Origin of the sequence: Pseudomonas sp. NPDC089569, from assembly GCF_050280625.1 — a bacterium.
GTDB lineage: Bacteria > Pseudomonadota > Gammaproteobacteria > Pseudomonadales > Pseudomonadaceae > Aquipseudomonas.
The window spans coordinates 15,390-31,222 of the sequence record NZ_JBNNVQ010000070.1; the positions used below are offsets into that span (position 1 = coordinate 15,390).

The 15,833-nt window shown below is 62.8% G+C and carries 15 protein-coding genes and 2 pseudogenes; 7 read left to right on the forward strand and 10 right to left on the reverse strand.

The window, feature by feature from the left end; translation table 11 throughout:
* Window positions 1-162: 162 nt before the first annotated feature.
* On the reverse strand, window positions 163-4,467 hold the full coding sequence (locus ACQKP2_RS22535) for an Lhr family helicase (protein WP_427579574.1): 4,305 nt from the start codon (window positions 4,465-4,467) through the stop codon (window positions 163-165).
* A 24-nt stretch (window positions 4,468-4,491) separates the two neighbouring features.
* Here ACQKP2_RS22535 and ACQKP2_RS22540 point away from each other — a divergent pair, with 24 nt between their 5' ends.
* From ACQKP2_RS22540 to ACQKP2_RS22550, 3 genes are read left to right on the forward strand one after another with little or no spacing between them, the layout of a single operon-like run.
* On the forward strand, window positions 4,492-4,710 hold the full coding sequence (locus tag ACQKP2_RS22540) for a hypothetical protein (RefSeq protein WP_427579576.1): 219 nt from the start codon (window positions 4,492-4,494) through the stop codon (window positions 4,708-4,710).
* 4 nt (window positions 4,711-4,714) lie between these two features.
* Window positions 4,715-5,599: a sugar nucleotide-binding protein gene (locus ACQKP2_RS22545; protein ID WP_427579578.1), complete on the forward strand. Its 885-nt coding sequence runs from the start codon at window positions 4,715-4,717 to the stop codon at window positions 5,597-5,599.
* Window positions 5,592-6,521, forward strand: a complete 930-nt coding sequence (locus tag ACQKP2_RS22550) for an NAD-dependent epimerase/dehydratase family protein (protein ID WP_427579580.1) — start codon at window positions 5,592-5,594, stop codon at window positions 6,519-6,521. Before ACQKP2_RS22545 ends, ACQKP2_RS22550 begins: the two co-directional genes overlap by 8 nt.
* Window positions 6,522-6,713: 192 nt before the next feature.
* Here ACQKP2_RS22550 and ACQKP2_RS22555 read toward each other — a convergent pair whose 3' ends face one another.
* The 5 genes from ACQKP2_RS22555 to ACQKP2_RS22575 all read right to left on the reverse strand — a co-directional run bounded on the left by ACQKP2_RS22555 (window position 6,714) and on the right by ACQKP2_RS22575 (window position 10,855).
* Window positions 6,714-7,412: an OmpW/AlkL family protein gene (locus tag ACQKP2_RS22555; RefSeq protein ID WP_427579581.1), complete on the reverse strand. Its 699-nt coding sequence runs from the start codon at window positions 7,410-7,412 to the stop codon at window positions 6,714-6,716.
* Between the two features lie 222 nt (window positions 7,413-7,634).
* A complete protein-coding gene (locus ACQKP2_RS22560) occupies window positions 7,635-8,153 on the reverse strand; it encodes a DUF3299 domain-containing protein (RefSeq protein ID WP_427579583.1) in 519 nt (172 codons plus the stop codon).
* 11 nt (window positions 8,154-8,164) lie between these two features.
* Window positions 8,165-9,430, reverse strand: coding sequence for an ABC transporter permease (locus ACQKP2_RS22565; RefSeq protein WP_427579585.1), 1,266 nt, complete (start codon window positions 9,428-9,430; stop codon window positions 8,165-8,167).
* A 1-nt stretch (window position 9,431) separates the two neighbouring features.
* Window positions 9,432-10,142 carry an ABC transporter ATP-binding protein gene (locus tag ACQKP2_RS22570; protein WP_427579587.1) on the reverse strand — a complete coding sequence of 237 codons (711 nt, stop codon included), beginning with the start codon at window positions 10,140-10,142 and terminating at the stop codon, window positions 9,432-9,434.
* A 134-nt stretch (window positions 10,143-10,276) separates the two neighbouring features.
* Window positions 10,277-10,855, reverse strand: coding sequence for a DUF2796 domain-containing protein (locus ACQKP2_RS22575; RefSeq protein WP_427579588.1), 579 nt, complete (start codon window positions 10,853-10,855; stop codon window positions 10,277-10,279).
* Between the two features lie 134 nt (window positions 10,856-10,989).
* Between ACQKP2_RS22575 and ACQKP2_RS22580 the strand changes: the two genes are divergently transcribed.
* Window positions 10,990-11,331, forward strand: coding sequence for a hypothetical protein (locus ACQKP2_RS22580; RefSeq protein WP_427579589.1), 342 nt, complete (start codon window positions 10,990-10,992; stop codon window positions 11,329-11,331).
* 111 nt (window positions 11,332-11,442) lie between these two features.
* Here the strand turns inward: ACQKP2_RS22580 and trxA are convergent, their stop codons facing one another.
* From trxA to ACQKP2_RS22595, 3 genes are all read right to left on the reverse strand, one after another.
* A complete protein-coding gene (gene trxA, locus ACQKP2_RS22585) occupies window positions 11,443-12,315 on the reverse strand; it encodes a thioredoxin (RefSeq protein WP_427579591.1) in 873 nt (290 codons plus the stop codon).
* A 172-nt stretch (window positions 12,316-12,487) separates the two neighbouring features.
* Window positions 12,488-13,141, reverse strand: coding sequence for a class I SAM-dependent methyltransferase (locus tag ACQKP2_RS22590; RefSeq protein ID WP_427579593.1), 654 nt, complete (start codon window positions 13,139-13,141; stop codon window positions 12,488-12,490).
* Window positions 13,138-13,602, reverse strand: coding sequence for a hypothetical protein (locus ACQKP2_RS22595; RefSeq protein WP_427579595.1), 465 nt, complete (start codon window positions 13,600-13,602; stop codon window positions 13,138-13,140). The genes ACQKP2_RS22590 and ACQKP2_RS22595 overlap by 4 nt, the downstream gene beginning before the upstream one ends.
* A gap of 128 nt (window positions 13,603-13,730) precedes the next feature.
* Between ACQKP2_RS22595 and nrdR the strand changes: the two genes are divergently transcribed.
* The 3 genes and pseudogenes from nrdR to ACQKP2_RS22610 all read left to right on the forward strand — a co-directional run.
* The gene (gene nrdR / locus ACQKP2_RS22600) at window positions 13,731-14,195 is read left to right on the forward strand and encodes a transcriptional regulator NrdR (protein ID WP_007906838.1); all 465 of its coding nucleotides are present in this window, start codon (window positions 13,731-13,733) and stop codon (window positions 14,193-14,195) included.
* Window positions 14,192-15,325 carry a bifunctional diaminohydroxyphosphoribosylaminopyrimidine deaminase/5-amino-6-(5-phosphoribosylamino)uracil reductase RibD gene (gene ribD / locus ACQKP2_RS22605; RefSeq protein ID WP_427579597.1) on the forward strand — a complete coding sequence of 378 codons (1,134 nt, stop codon included), beginning with the start codon at window positions 14,192-14,194 and terminating at the stop codon, window positions 15,323-15,325. Before nrdR ends, ribD begins: the two co-directional genes overlap by 4 nt.
* 47 nt (window positions 15,326-15,372) lie before the next feature.
* A pseudogene (locus tag ACQKP2_RS22610) lies at window positions 15,373-15,735 on the forward strand (riboflavin synthase); the annotation flags it as partial.
* A gap of 4 nt (window positions 15,736-15,739) precedes the next feature.
* On the opposite strand, the pseudogene ACQKP2_RS22615 reads toward ACQKP2_RS22610, so the two are convergent.
* Window positions 15,740-15,833: pseudogene (locus tag ACQKP2_RS22615) on the reverse strand (heme o synthase); the annotation flags it as partial.

Here is a 15,833-nt window from a genome sequence, read left to right on the forward strand (position 1 = left end):
CTCCAGAGCCCTGTCTCCATGCTGACTGCGCGGCAACGAGGAAAGTTTCGGCGATGTTGTGTAGGAGCGAGGCTTGCCCGCGAAGGCGGCGGTACATTTGGCATTAATGTGCCTGATACAACGCCTTCGCGGGCAAGCCTCGCTCCTACATGGAAATTCGTATCAATGCCGGATCAGCTTGTCCTGAACTTGCTGATTCAGCTCCAGCCAGTAATGCGCCTTGCCGGCAATCTCGGCCGCGGCCGGCACACCATCGCGGAACACCAGTCGATTGCTCGCCAATGCCGGGACTTTCACGCCGGGCAGCAGGGTGCCGACCAGATTCAGCGGATCAACCCCACACACCGCGACCAAACTGCCATCAAGGGGCCGGCGTCGTACTTCCCGCAGCAGCCCGACGGCCTCGGGCAGGGCGAATTGCTCGCCGGCCAGGCCGCTGACAAAACGCCCGCCACGTATCTCGCCCCGTGCCTCCAGGCGATGGAAGGTACGCAGCAACTCCCGCCAGCTCGGCAGCCAGTCCGCCTCACGCTCCAGCAATCGCCAGAACACCACGCCGTAGCGGCGCAGCAAGGTCATGGCGATGTGCTCCAGCGTATCGGCCGGAATGGGGGCTGGACGTGTGTTGTCAACAACCGGCGCGACGACGCCACGCCTGAGCAAGGCCCAGCGCCCGGCATCGTCCATGCCGCCGATAAACGCCCCGCGCCCGCGACGGCTGCTGCGGTTCTGACGTTTGCTGGCGGGTGTGATCAAGGCCCGCAGGCCGGCGAAACTGTCGGCGTTCGCCCATCCGGCCCCCACCAGTTCCTGCAAGGCGATTTCCAGTTCCGAACGCAGCAGGTGGGTCTCGTGCATCAGCTCATCGAAAAACAACGCGCCGTGCTGGCTGAGGGCGGTGTGCACCTTTTGCGTTTTCGGCGACAGTTCCTCGACCTGCGCCTGCTCGGTCAACGCACTCCAGAGGCCGACCCGGTTGCGCGGCAGCAACACGACCGGCGTGCTGCGCAGCGCCGTGGTGGTGCCCTTGTTGCGTGCAGCCAGGCGCGACCACACCAGTTTGCCGCTGCGGCACAGCTCATCCAGCCAGGTCGGCGCGTAGTCCTTGAGGCGTGCCGGCAGCAGATCACTGTCCCAGGCCGATGCGGCGGCGGGGTAGCCCTCGAATTGGGCGATGATTGCCGGCAGCATCGCACTGCCCTGGCCTTGGGTGGCGCTGGACAGATGCTGCCAGTCGAACAGGAAACGCATGAAATCCTGCAGCGACACAGGCTCGATTTCCCGGCGCAGGCGCTTGACCGTGTAGCGATGAATCCGCGCCAGCAGATGCCGTTCGCACCACTCTTCTTCGCTACAGCCCGGCGTGAATCGACCGCGCAGCACATAGCCTTCGCGCTCCAGTTGCGCCAGTGCCCGGGCGACATCCGACGTTGGCAATCGCAGGGGAGCGGCGAGGCTGACCAGCGGCAACGGGCCAAAAGCGCCGAGCCGGGCACGAACCACTTCCAGCACAGCGTCGTCCGCTTCCCAGGCTTCATCAAAACCGGGCAAGGCCTCAAGTGTCGGGGACAGAACGGCCTGTGGATAAATCGCCCGCAGGCAGGTCAGGCGCTCCCGTGGCAACCAGAGCGACTGATCGAGGCGGCAGGCGCGGCCATTCTCGGCCAGGGCATTCAACCAATCGAGCCAGTCGGGGTTGGCGCGTACTTCGCTGTCGGTGATGCACGCCAGACTCATCAATGCCTCATGCATCTCATCGACATTGCCGGGGGCCGGCCAGGCTTCTGCACGCACGGCGGCAATGGCCTCGGCATCCAGCGCACCGAGGTCGTCGGTGGATTGCGGGTCGCTCCAGCGGCGGTTGAGCACCGCCTGGGTGCGGCGTTCCTCCAGTGGCGCGTCGTCGAGAAAGGTGTAGGGGCGGGCGCTGAGAATCTCCGCCGCCAATGGCGAGGGGGCCGGCAAGTCGCGACTGATCAGCCGGACTTCGCCGCGCTCCATGCGTCGCAACAGCGCCAGCCAGCCTTCGGTGTCCATGGCGTCGTGCAGGCAATCGTCCAGGGTTTGCTCCACCAGCGGGTGGTCCGGGATCTGCCGTTCGCCGACGAGGTTTTCCACACAGGCGATCTGATCGGGAAACACGCTGGCGATCAGGTCTTCGCTCTTCATCCGCTGAATCTGCGGCGGCACCTTGCGCCCACCGCTGTAGCGCGGCAGCGCCAGGGCCACGCCGGCATTCCAGCGCCAGCGCACGCCGAACAGGGGGGCATCGAGCAACGCCTGAATCAAGAGGTGCTCGGCGCTGTTGCTGTGCAGGTAACGCCAGACATCATCGAGCTCGAAGCTGTGGCCGGTGGACAGAGACAGGACGATGGCGTCTTCGCTGGCAGCGGCCTGCAATTCGAAATTGAACGTGCGGCAGAAGCGCTTGCGCAGGGCCAGGCCCCAGGCGCGGTTGATGCGACTGCCGAACGGGCTGTGAATGATCAGTTGCGTGCCGCCGGACTCATCGAAAAAGCGCTCCATCAGCAGCGTGTCCTGCGAGGGCAGGGCGCCCAGGGTCTGGCGTGCCGGGGCCAGGTATTCCACCAGTTGCCCGGCACTGGCCGGGTTCAGGCCAAGGGTTGCGGTCAGCCAGTCGAGTGCGGGTTGCAAGTGGCCGGGGGTATTGCCCAGCAACTCATCCAGATGTGCCTGCAGGCGTGCCACGGCGGATGACAATTCAGCGCTGCGTCCTGGCGCTTCGCCCAGCCAGAACGGGATGGTCGGCGGCTGCCCCTGTGCGTCCTCGACCCGGACCTTGCCGGTTTCTACCCGCAGGATGCGGTAGGACGTATTGCCCAACTGGAACACGTCGCCAGCGATGCTTTCCACGGCGAAGTCTTCGTTGATGCTGCCAATGTTCAGACCCTGGGGCTCCAGCAACACGCTGTAGTCGGCGTTGTCGGGAATGGTCCCGCCGCTGGTCACAGCGGTCAGTTTGGCGCCCCGGCGACCACGCAGGCTGCGGGTCACGGCGTCGCGGTGCAGGTAAGCGCTGCGCATGCCCTGACGGCCATTGAAGCCTTCGGCGAGCATTTGCAGCAGTGCCTGATAGTGTTGGTCGTCGAGTCCGCTGTAGGGCGATGCGTTGCGCAGCATCTCCAGCAGAGCCTGTTCCTGCCATGGCTGGCAACTGACTTCGGCGACGATCTGCTGCGCCAGCACGTCCAGCGGCGCCTGGGGAATCAACAAGGTGTCGAGCTCGCCCCGACGCACGCAGTCGAGCAGGGCGGCGCACTCGATCAGGTCGTCGCGGGTGGTGGCGAACAACCGGCCCTTGGGCGTACCGCCGACCTGATGCCCGGAACGGCCGACCCGTTGCAGGAACGCGGAAATCGAGCGTGGCGAGGCGATCTGGCAAACCAGGTCGACATCGCCGATATCGATACCCAGTTCCAGCGAGGCGGTGGCGATCAGCACTTGCAGTTCGCCGCGCTTGAGCCGTTGTTCGGCATCCAGGCGAAACTCCTTGGCCAGGCTGCCATGGTGGGCAGCGACGGCATGCTTGCCCAGACGCTCGCTCAAGTGACGGCTCAGGCGCTCGGCCAGGCGCCGTGTATTGACGAAAATCAGCGTGGTGCGGTGCTCGCGGGCAAGTTCCGCGAGGCGGTCGTACACCAGTGCCCAGACATCATTGGCCATCACGGCCGACAACGGCACGGGTGGCACTTCGATATCCAGGTCCCGTGGGCGCGCATGGCCGATGTCGATGATTTCGCAGGGACGGTCGCGGCCGACCAGAAAGCGCGAGACCGCTTCGATGGGCTTTTGCGTGGCCGACAGGCCGATGCGCACCAAGGGGGCGGAACACAGCGCTTGCAGGCGTTCGAGGCTCAGGGCCAGGTGGCTGCCCCGTTTGCTCGCGGCGATGGCGTGGATCTCGTCGACGATTACCGTGCGCGTGGTGCCGAGCATTTGCCGCCCGGAGTCGGAACCGAGCAGCACGTAGAGGGATTCGGGCGTGGTGACCAGAATGTGCGGCGCATTCTTGCGCATCGCCGAGCGTTCTTTTTGCGGCGTATCGCCGGTGCGCACGGCCGTGGTGATGTGCAGTTCAGGCAGGCCCATGATGCGCAACTGCTCGGTGATGCCCGCCAGCGGGGCTTGCAGGTTGATGCGAATATCGTTGGACAGCGCCTTGAGCGGCGATACGTAGACCACCAGGGTTTCGTCCGGCAGGCCGTCGGGCTGATCTTCGGCGTGGGCCAGGCCCCGGTGTACCAATTCGTCGATCACCGCCAGGAACGCGGTGAGGGTCTTGCCTGAGCCGGTGGGGGCGGCGATCAGTGTCGAGCGACGCTGGCGGATCAACGGCCACGCTCGGGCCTGGGCGGCGGTGACCGTCGCGAAGGTATTGCTGAACCAGGCGCTGACGGCAGGGTGGAAGCCGCTCAGGGCACTGTCTGCGGGGATGGGCAGGTTCATGGAGGCATTTATGCGGGTGGGGGGATGAAGATGCAAGTACCGCTTGGGATCTCCATTGTTCGCGGGCAAGCCTCGCTCCTACAACGCGAGCAACGCGAACAGGCGCCACAAATTCCGCAGATCTACACTTTACGGATGACGGTTGCGCGCGAAACCCGCAAAATGCAACGATTCCGACATCTATCAACGACATCGCCGACCCGCGCTGTCGATAAACCATTTCAATCAGATTGGGCCTGCTGACTCTATGCGAATGCGCCTTATGTTACTGGGCGGCGGAAATGCCCTTGGGCAGGCGCTGATTCGCCTCGGTGCAGAGGAAGACATCGGTTTCCTTGCCCCCCGCCCGCCGCAAGACGGTTGGGATGCCGCGAGCCTGACGCAACTGCTCGACGACACCCGCCCGGATGCGTTGATCAACCTTGCCTACTACTTCGACTGGTTCCAGGCCGAAGCGGTCAGCGAACAGCGCCTGGCCGGGCAGGAGCGGGCGGTCGAGCGACTGGCCGAACTGTGCCAGCACCACGAAATCGTCCTGTTGCAACCCTCGAGCTATCGTGTGTTCGACGGCTCACGGGCAACGGCTTACAGCGAAAAGGACGAACCGGTGCCACTTGGTCTGCGCGGTCAGGCCTTGTGGCGAATCGAGCAGAGTGTGCGCGCCACCTGTCCGCAACACGTGCTGTTGCGTTTTGGCTGGCTGCTCGATGACAGCCCCGATGGCACCCTCGGACGTTTTCTCGGGCGGGCCGAACAGCCTGAAGAGTTGTTGATGGCCGACGATCGCCGTGGCAATCCGACGCCGGTGGACGACGCAGCACGGGTGATCATTTCCGTGCTCAAACAACTCGACTGCGCCGCGCCGTTGTGGGGCACCTATCACTATGCCGGCCATGAAGCGACCACACCGCTGGCGCTGGGCCAGGCGATCCTGACCGAGGCTCGTGCCCTGCATCCGCTGGCCATCGAAGCCCCGACCGCCCAGGCCCATGCCGCGCGACCGGACGCTGCCGAAGAGCCGCAACACGCGGTGCTGGCTTGCAAGAAGATTCTCCACACCTTCGGGATCAAGCCTCGCGCCTGGCGTGCGGCCCTTCCGGGGCTCCTGGACAGGTTCTATCGCCATGGCTGACAGACCCGTTTTAATTACCGGCGGCGCCGGTTTCATTGGTTCGCACCTGACCGACGCCTTGCTTGCCAAGGGGTATTCGGTACGGATCCTCGATGACCTGTCGACCGGCAAGCGCAGCAACCTGCCACTGGACAATCCCAAGGTCGAGCTGATCGTCGGCGATGTCGCCGATGCGGCACTGGTGGTCCGCGCCATGGCCGGATGCTGTGCGGTGGCGCACCTGGCGGCCGTGGCTTCGGTACAGGCTTCGGTGGACGATCCGGTGAAGACGCACCAGAGCAATTTCATCGGTTCGCTCAATGTCTGCGAAGCGATGCGTCAGGCCGGTGTCAAACGCGTGCTGTTTGCCTCCAGCGCCGCGGTATATGGCAACAATGGCGAAGGCGAGTCCATCGACGAAGACACGCCCAAGGCGCCTTTGACGCCGTACGCCTCGGACAAGCTGGCGAGTGAGCAGTACTTCGATTTCTACCGGCGTGAACATGCCCTGGAACCGGTGATCTTCCGTTTCTTCAATATTTTCGGCCCGCGTCAGGATCCTTCTTCGCCCTATTCGGGGGTGATCAGTATTTTCAGCGAGCGTGCGCAGAATGGCCTGCCGATCACCGTGTTTGGTGACGGTGAGCAGACACGGGATTTTGTTTACGTCGAGGATCTGGTCGATCTGTTGGTGCAGGCCATCGACAAGCCGCAGGTTGAAGTCGGTTCAGTCAATGTCGGCTGGAATCAGGCTACGTCCCTCAAGCAGATGCTGGCCGCCCTTGAGCAGGTGACCGGCGCACTGCCGCCGGTCAGCTACGGGCCGGCGCGTTCGGGGGACATCCGCCATTCGCGGGCAAACAACCGGCGTTTGCTGGAGCGCTTTGTCATGCCGCAACAAACTTCCATGAGCGTCGGCCTGGCGCGCTTGCTGGGTCGCTGAGGTGGTCGCGCTGTATTTGTCCAGGAAATGAAAATGGCGCCCCGAGGGGCGCCTTTTTCATGGCCGGCCATTGCGTCTACAGCTGCGCAATCGCTGTGGTGAGGGAGCTTGCCCCCGGTCGACCGCGTGACAGTCGCCGCCAGTTTTGAGTCGGCTCGCCACAAGCCTCATTCACCACCACGTGAACGAACCTTAGAACTTGTAACCCAGGCCGACCATGTAGATGAACGGGTCGACATCCACATTGACCCGGACGCGGGTGCCGGGTGCCACGGCATCGTTTTCCACGGTTGCACGGGTGTCGATGTCGATGTAGCGCACCTGGGCGTTGAGCATCACATTGTCGGTCAGCATATAGTCGGCGCCGACCTGCCAGGCCATGCCCCAGGAGTTTGACGCCTTGAAGTTGCTGAAACCGTTGGCACTGGCTTCGCTGCCGACGTGTTCGTCGTAGATCCAGGTGTAGTTGATGCCACCGCCGACATACGGCTGGAATGCGGATTTCGAATCCAGCGGGTAATACACCAGGCTCAGGGTCGGCGGCAGATGCTTGAGCGAACCGAGCTTGCCGTTGGCCGCACTCAGGGCGGTGCCCTTGATCTTCACGTCGTGCTCGAACGGTGTCGCGGCGAGCAGCTCGATCCCCCAGTTGTTGGTGAGCATGTAGGCAAAGTTCAGACCCAGCTGCGTGTCGCTGCTCATGGTTGCCTTGCCCCCCAGATCGGTGCCGCTGAGCGGACCCTGGTCGACCTTGACCGTGGAGCTGTCGGCTTTTGGATTGACGGTAATGGCGCCGGCACGAAGGATGATGTCACCGGCCTCGTGGGCGTGGGCGAGCGGGGCTGCGAGCGCGAGGGCGAACAGCGAGGCGCTGAGCAAAGACTTGTGCATGGGGGCTCCAAAGGACGTTAAAAATTTTTGATGTCCAATGGTAAGTAGCCTAACGATTTGGTCTTTTGATTCAGCTCAAGGAAACTGCAGTGGGGTTGGTTTTTGAGGTATTTCTGATGGCCTCATCGCGAGCAGGCTCGCTCCCACAGGGAAACGCATTCCAAATGTGGGAGCGAGCCTGCTCGCGATGACGATCAACCAATCGACACATCACTGCCGGATTCACTCAGGCAGTTCATACATGTAAATCTTCTGCGCCTCCATCTGATATCCGGCATCGGCCAGTTCGCTGGAGGAGGCTTTTACCTGCATCGCCCCTTCGATCCAGTACGGTTGATATAACTCGTCGATCTTCACGCCCACTTCGCTTTTCACATGCACAATCTGGTTCGACGGCGGTGGCGGAACATGGATACAGGCGCCGAAATACGGCACCAGCAGAAAATCCGTGGTGCGACCGTCTTCGTTCACCTCCAGGGGCACGATGTAACCCGGCAGGCGAATGTTCTGGCCGTCGAGGGCCTTGACCACCGGCGCATTGGGCATGTCCTGTTTGGCGGCCGGCGCCGATTCGGCGGACAGCGCATCGTTCATCTTCGACAGGTCGTGCAGGGGTGTCATGTTGGGCACTTGCACCGGGGCGTCCGGCGGGATCATTTGCGCCCAGGTCAATTCCTTCGGCTCGGCCGCCCACAGCGGCAGGGCGACCAGCATCAACAGCGCGAAGACAGCGCGTGGCATTTTCAAAGTCCTCATAGTCGAATCGACAAGCCGTCGGCCAGGGATTGGCGATAGGCGCGCCAGGCCGGCACGCTGCCCATCAACAGTGCGGCAATCAGGATGCCGGCGAGCAGCGTCCACTCGTATTCGCTCGGCCAGGCCAGCGGCAGAAACAGACCATAGTTGGCTTGCACGTAGCCCTGGGCAGCCGCGATGCACACGTACAGCAATGCCAGGCCGGCGACCACACCCGCCAGTGCCAACGCAAACGCCTCCAGCACCAGCAATGATGCGATGTGCCAGGGTCGGGCGCCCACGGAGCGCAGGATCGCCATTTCGCGACGGCGTTCGTTGAGGCTGGTGAGAATCGCCGTGAGCATGCCGATCAACCCGGTCAGCACCACGAACAACGACACCACGAACAACGCTTTTTCCGCGGTGCCCATCAGGCTCCAGAGTTCTTGAAGCGCCACGCCGGGAAGAATCGCCAGCATCGGTTCGCCACGGAATTCGTTGATTTCCCGCTGCAGGGCGAAGGTGGAAATCTTGTTGTTGAGGCCAAGCATGAAGGCGGTGATGGCCTGGGGTGTCAGGTCCATGTTGCGCGCCTGATCCGCGCTGATTCGCCCGTTGCCCCGAGCCGGCACGCCGTTGTGCCAGTCGATGTGAATCGCTTCCATGCCGCCGAGGCTGATGTGCAGCGTACGGTCCACCGGTGTGCCGGTGCGCTTGAGAATGCCGACCACGGTAAACGGCTTGTCGTCATGCTTGACCAGGCTGATCGCGGCGACGCCGTGGGCCAGCACCAGTTTGTCGCCGAGTTTGTAGTGCAGCGCATCGGCCACTTCGGCGCCGAGCACCACTTCGAACGGGTCGGTGGCGAAAGCGCGGCCATCGGCCAGTTCCAGATGCTGCTGGCGGCCGTACTGATAGTGCTCGAAGTAGGCCACGGTGGTGCCCATCACCCGATACCCGCGATGGGAGTCGCCGAGGGACACAGGGATTGCCCACTTCACTTTCGGGTCATTGGCAAAATGCTCGAAGCTGTCCCAGCGAATGTTGTTGGTGGCGTTGCCGATGCGAAACACCGAGTACAGCAGCAGGTTGACCGAGCCCGAGCGCGCGCCGACGATCAGATCGGTACCGCTGATGGTGCTGGCAAAACTGGCCTTGGCTTCGGTACGTACCCGTTCCACGGCCAGCAACAGGCACACCGACAGGGCAATGGCGAAAACGGTCAGGATCGCGGTGAAGCGGCGGTTAGCCAGGCTGGCCATGGCTAGACGGAACAAATACATCTCAGACCTCGGACGGGGTGGCGGCGCGATTGAGTTCGGCCAGCGACAGGTTGCGGTCGAACAATGGCGCCAGGCTCTGGTCGTGGCTGACAAACAGCAGGCTCGACCCGGCTTCGCGGCACTCGGCGAACAGCAGGCGAATGAAGTTCTCGCGGGCGTCGTAATCCAGGGCCGAAGTCGGTTCGTCGGCGATCACCAGTTCCGGTTGACCGATCAGGGCGCGGGCGGCAGCGACCCGTTGCTGTTGACCGATGGACAGCGAATCGGCGCGACGGCTGAGGATGTCTCCGTCCTTGAGGCCAAGGTGGGCAAGCAAGGTGGCCGCCGCCTGGTCGACGCTGCCGTGGCGCTGGATCGCTCGCTGTGCACGCAGTTTCGAGAAGTGGCAAGGCAGCTCGACGTTTTCGCGTACCGACAGAAACGGCAGCAGGTTGAACTGCTGGAAGATGTAGCCGGTGTGGTCGACGCGAAAGCGGTCACGTGAACCGGCCGACAGTTCGGTCAGTTCCTGGCCCAGCAGGCGGATACTGCCGCGACCGGGTTTTTGCACACCGCCGAGCAGGCCCAGCAGGGTGGTCTTGCCGCTGCCGCTGGGGCCTTTGAGGAACAGGGTTTCCCCCGCCTCCAGGCGAAACGCCGGGATGTCCAGCAGCGGTGGGTGACCGGGCCAGCTGAAGCCAAGGTCGGACAATTCGATGAGTGCTTGAGTCATGTGTAACCGGTCAGGTTGGTGGTGAACCCTGTAGGAGCGAGCCTGCTCGCGATGGACGTCAACGATAACGCGGGTAGCCTGGCACCCCGCGGTGTTCATGCGTTCATCGCGAGCGTGCTCGCTCCTACAGGTAATCAGAATTTAAGGGCGGCAGCCTTGGCCGTCACTTCAACCCCTTGCTGCCCGCTCGGGCCGATCAGCTGGACCTGAATTTTCTGGGTCGCCGGGAACCTGTTGAAGATAGCTGCCAGATCGAGGTTCTCCAGGGCGCCCGGCGTGGCGCAGGTGAACTGGTAGTGGGCGTGGATTTCACTGTGGTCGTGGTGATGTTCGTCCTTGGCGTCTTCGTCGTGATCCTCATCGGCGTCCGGTTTATCGCCAAACAGCGGGCTTTCCAGCTCCTGACGCGCCACGATGCAACCGGCGGCTTTCGGCAGGTTGAACAGTGCCAATGGTTTCTCCAGTTCAGCGCGGACGGCGACGACCTTGGCTTTATCGGCATCGCTGGTGGCGGCATGTTCGAACCCCAAAAGGTTCATGGCCGGACTGTCCAGCTCCAGTTCCAGCGTCTGGCCATCCAGCGCTGCGTTCAGGCGTCCGACGCCGTGTTCATGGGCACCGAGGCTGCCGTGTTCATGATCATGTTCGTCAGCGGCATGGGTGACGGCCAGTGGCAACAGGGCAAACGGCAAAGCGAGCAGCAGACGATGCATGACGGGGCTCCCAACGTAAAATGAAGATAATGTTATGTAATCTTATAACGTAAGTGCGGAGAGTTTGACTGGCTGCTTGGCGTTGCACAAGTCCCATGGGAGCATGCAAGTCAGAAATGTGCAGGAGCGGACTTATGTTGCGAATTCGCGGGAGCATCGGCGACTGGCCGGTGGATTTGACGCTGGAGATGGATGACGCCGATTGGGCGCGGCTGGGCGCGCAAATTCAGGTCGAAAAAGCCGAAGTCAGTACCGTGCCGGCCAAACCGCTGAATCAGGACGATGCGTTGTGGCAGGTCGCCAGAGAACTGTTGCGAAAGGCCGGGCAGTTGAGCGGGCCGGATCTGCTCGATCAACTCGAAGGCTTGACCGGCAGCGCAGCGGCGGGCAAACGCCTGTTGGTGCGTCTGCGCCACAGTGCGGATGTGAAAGTCGAGAGTGGCGCGGATACGCCGATCTACCACTGGATCGAATAAACCTGTAGGAGCGAGCATGCTCGCGATGGTCGTCAACGATAACGCTGGGCACCTGGCACCCAGCGGCGTTCATGCGACCATCGCGAGCGTGCTCGCTCCTACAAGGGCTGGTCAGTAGAGCGCGGCAAACAGCTTGCGACGGTACGTGGTCACCAGCGGGTGGTCATTGCCCAGCAGTTCGAACACCTGCAACAAGGTCTTGTGCGGCAGGCCTTCGTTGTAGCTGCGATTGCGCATGAACAGCTTGAGCAAGCCGTCCAGCGCTGCGTCGTACTGCTGGCGCGCCAATTGTTGAACGGCCAGTTGATAGACCGCCTCGTCGTCCTGCGGGTTTTTTGCCAGGCGCGCCTTCAGGTCAGCGGCATCCGGCAAGTCCCTGGCCTGGCCGAGGAATTTGATCTGGGCCTTGGCGCCGGCCAGGGCAGCCTTGTGCTCATCGCTCTTGACCGCATCGAGCACGGCCTGGGCGTCACCCAGTTCACCGCGCTCGGTCAGGCAGCGGGCGTAAAGAATCAGGGCTTTGGCGTTGGTATTGTCTTCGCTCAGTAACGTCTTGAGCACGGCTTCGGCGTCGGCGAAACGGCTGTCATCGAACAGGGCCTGAGCCTGTTCGAACGGGTCGGCGGCGGCGGGAGGCGGCATTTTCACATGAGGTTCGAGCAGGGCACGAACGGCTGATTCCGGCTGTGCGCCGGCGAAGCCGTCGACGGGTTGGCCATCCTTGAACAGCACCACGGTCGGCAGGCTGCGGATGCCGAAGCGGGCGACGATATCCTGTTCGATATCGCAATTGACCTTGGCCAGCAGCAGCTCACCCTGATAGCTCTCGGCAATGCTCTGCAGCATCGGCATCAGTTGCTTGCAGGGCGCACACCATTCGGCCCAGAAGTCCACCAGCACCGGTTTGTGGAAAGAGTTCTCGATCACCGACTGATCGAAGTCGGCTGTCGTCGCGTCGAAAATGTAGGGTGTTTCCTGACTCATGGGAGATCTCTTGGAAGCGTGAATGAGGCCACTATACGGCCTGGCAGGGGCGCGCCGGAAGCGGGGGCGTCATTGGATCTGTTTTGTCTTGCAGGGCGCCTTCGCGGGCAAGCCTCGCTCCTACAGAGAAGGCGCGTCCTGTAGGAGCGAGGCTTGCCCGCGAAGCTCTTGATCAGCGCTTCGCGTGGTAGAGGCTCACATGCCGAAACTCGTGCGGCTCGGCCAGGTCGGGCAAGGTCATGGCCTCGAGCATTTCGATACGCCGATACAACGGATGACGGAAGTCGCGCACGCGTGAGTCGGCCACCAGCGCCTCTCGTCCACGGCTCAAAAACTCATCCAGCAACGGCAGGTTCGCCCGGTCGTACAGCACGTCCGCCACCAGAATCAGATCGAAACGATCGGCCTCGGCAAAAAAATCCGACGAGTAGTTGAGCTGCACGTCGTTGAGCTCGGCGTTCGCCCGGCAGGCGGCGATGGCCAATGGATCGAGGTCGCAGGCCACCACTTCCAACGCGCCGGCCTTCACCGCGGCAATCCCCGCCACGCCGGAGCCGGCGCCGAAATCCAGGACCCGTTTGCCTTTTACCCATTCGGGGAATTCAGCGAGATACCGGGCCATGGCCAGGCCGCTGGCCCAGCAGAAGCACCAGTAAGGGGGCTCATGCAGGATGCGCCGGGTTTCTTCCGGGCTGAAGGCGCGGTCCATGTTATCGCCGTCGATCAGCCAGAGTTTCAGCTCGGTACCTGGCAACTGGCAGGCCACCAGTTGGGCATCGCCGAGCAATTGCCCCAGCGCCTGTTGCAGGTCGGACGGTGTTCTCATGGTGCTTTGACGAATTGCAGCTGCCCCAATGCCTGGGTCGTGGGTTGGGTGATCAGTTGCGATGGCAGATGCAGGATCAATTGCCCGGACTGACTGGCGCGGCCGCGCAGTTCAACTCGTGCACCAACCGGAAAGGCGTCCGGATTGAAGCGCAGGTGAAAGGGCAGCAACTGGTTGGTGCCAATGAGGTTCGAACTGGCGAGCAATTGTTGCGGGCGCCCCTTCTCGTCGATCACCAGCAAGGCCAGTTCGACTTCGGCACCGTCCGGCACACCTTGCAGCGTACCGCTCAGTTCACGCTGATAGGCTGGCAGCGGACCCAGATTGGCCGACTCCCTGGCTTTCTTCTGTGCCTGTTGCGGTGCCGGGCCGGGCGTGGGGGGCTGAGGTTTGGGCGCATCGCTGCCACACGCTACCAACAGGCTGAAAAGACTGAGCAAAACGAGCGGACGTAACGACATTGGCGGCTCCGGCAAGGTGAAATCCATGGATCGACTGATCATGCCCGTCTGTATACCGCAAACCCTATGGCTTGTCTTGCCACCGGGATGCGCTACCATGGCCCTCCCTTTTTTTGTTGCCTGCCACCATGCACTGTCCCTTCTGCGGTGCCAACGACACCAAGGTCATCGACTCGCGTCTGGTCGCCGAGGGCGAACAGGTGCGCCGCCGGCGTGAATGCCTGGCCTGCGGCGAGCGTTTCACGACGTTCGAAACCGCTGAACTGGTGTTGCCGCGCCTGATCAAAACCGACGGCAGTCGCCAGCCGTTCGACGAGGAAAAACTGCGCGCGGGCATGCAACGCGCACTGGAAAAGCGCCCGGTCAGTGTCGAGCGCCTCGAATCGTCGCTGGTGCACATCAAACACAAGCTGCGTGCCACCGGCGAGCGTGAGGTCAAATCCCTCGTGGTCGGTGAACTGGTGATGGCCGAGCTGAAGAAGCTCGACGAAGTTGCCTACATTCGCTTCGCCTCGGTGTATCGCCGCTTCCAGGACCTCAACGAGTTCCGCGAAGAGATCGATCGCCTGGCCCGTGAGCCGGTGAAAGAATGATCACATCTGCCGAACAAGGCATCCTGGATGCCCATTACATGGCCCGTGCGCTGGAGCTTGCACGTAAAGGTCATTACACGACTCACCCCAACCCGCGTGTCGGCTGTGTGATCGTGCGTGACGGGCAGGTTGTCGGCGAAGGCTGGCATGTGCGCGCCGGCGAACCCCACGCCGAAGTTCATGCTTTGCGCGCCGCCGGTGAGTTGGCCCGGGGCGCCACGGCTTACGTGACGCTCGAACCTTGCAGCCATCACGGGCGTACACCGCCCTGCGCCGATGCACTGGTCAATGCCGGTGTCGCACGCGTGGTGGCGGCCATGCAGGACCCGAACCCGGAAGTCGCCGGTCGTGGCCTGCAACGCCTGGAGCAGGCCGGTATCGTCACCCTGAGCGGTGTGCTGGAAGGCGAAGCGCGCCAGCTCAACCAGGGCTTTCTCAAGCGCATGGAACAGGGGCTGCCCTTCGTGCGGGTCAAGCTGGCCATGAGTCTGGACGGCCGCACGGCCATGCAAAGCGGCGAAAGCCAGTGGATTACCGGCCCGGCGGCACGTTCGGCGGTGCAACGCCTGCGCGCCCAGGCCAGTGTGGTGCTGACCGGCGCCGATACGGTGCTGACGGACAACGCCCGCTTGACCGTGCGTGCGGATGAGTTGGGGCTGGATGCCGAACAGATGGCTCTTGCCATGAGTCGTCCACCGTTGCGCGTATTGGTCGACGGTCGTCTGCGCGTGCCGCTGGATGCGCCGTTCTTCAAGGCCGGTCCGGCGCTGGTCGCCACGTGTGCGGCGGTGGAAGAGCAGTACGCCAACGGTCCGGAATGCCTGATCGTGCCTGGCGACGACGGCCAGGTCGATTTGCGCCAGTTGCTGATCGAACTCGCCGACCGGGGCGTCAATGAAGTATTGGTCGAGGCCGGCCCGCGTCTGGCGGGGGCTTTCGCCCAGCTCGGGCTGGTGGACGAGTTCCAGATCTTCATCGCCGGCAAGTTCCTGGGCTCCTCGGCACGACCGCTGCTGGACTGGCCGCTGGCGCAAATGAAGGATGCGCCACAGCTGAAGATCACCGAAATTCGCGCGGTTGGCGATGACTGGCGAGTCATCGCCATCCCAGACCCAACAGCGAGCGTATAATTCCCGGCCATCGCTAGGGCGCTGGCTCTGTTCTCGAGGAGAACCCCATGTTCACCGGCATCATCGAATCCATCGGCAGTATTCGTGCATTGACCCCCAAAGGCGGCGATGTACGGGTCCATGTGGAAACCGGAAAGCTCGACCTGAGCGACGTCAAGCTGGGCGACAGCATTGCAGTCAATGGCGTGTGCCTGACCGCGGTGGAGTTGCCGGGTAACGGCTTTGCGGCGGACGTCAGCCGTGAAACGCTGGACTGCACCGCCATGAATGACCTCAAAAGCGGCAGCCCGGTCAATCTGGAAAAAGCCCTGACCCCGACCACCCGCCTGGGCGGACATCTGGTCAGTGGCCATGTCGACGGCGTCGGTGAAGTGGTTTCCCGTACCGATAACGCGCGTGCCGTGGAGTTCCGATGAAGATCGAGAACACGAACAGCTTGCGTGCCCAGACCGTGTCATCCACAGCCTTGTAGCCGGTCCAGGCCATGTACAGCCAGTACATGCCCATG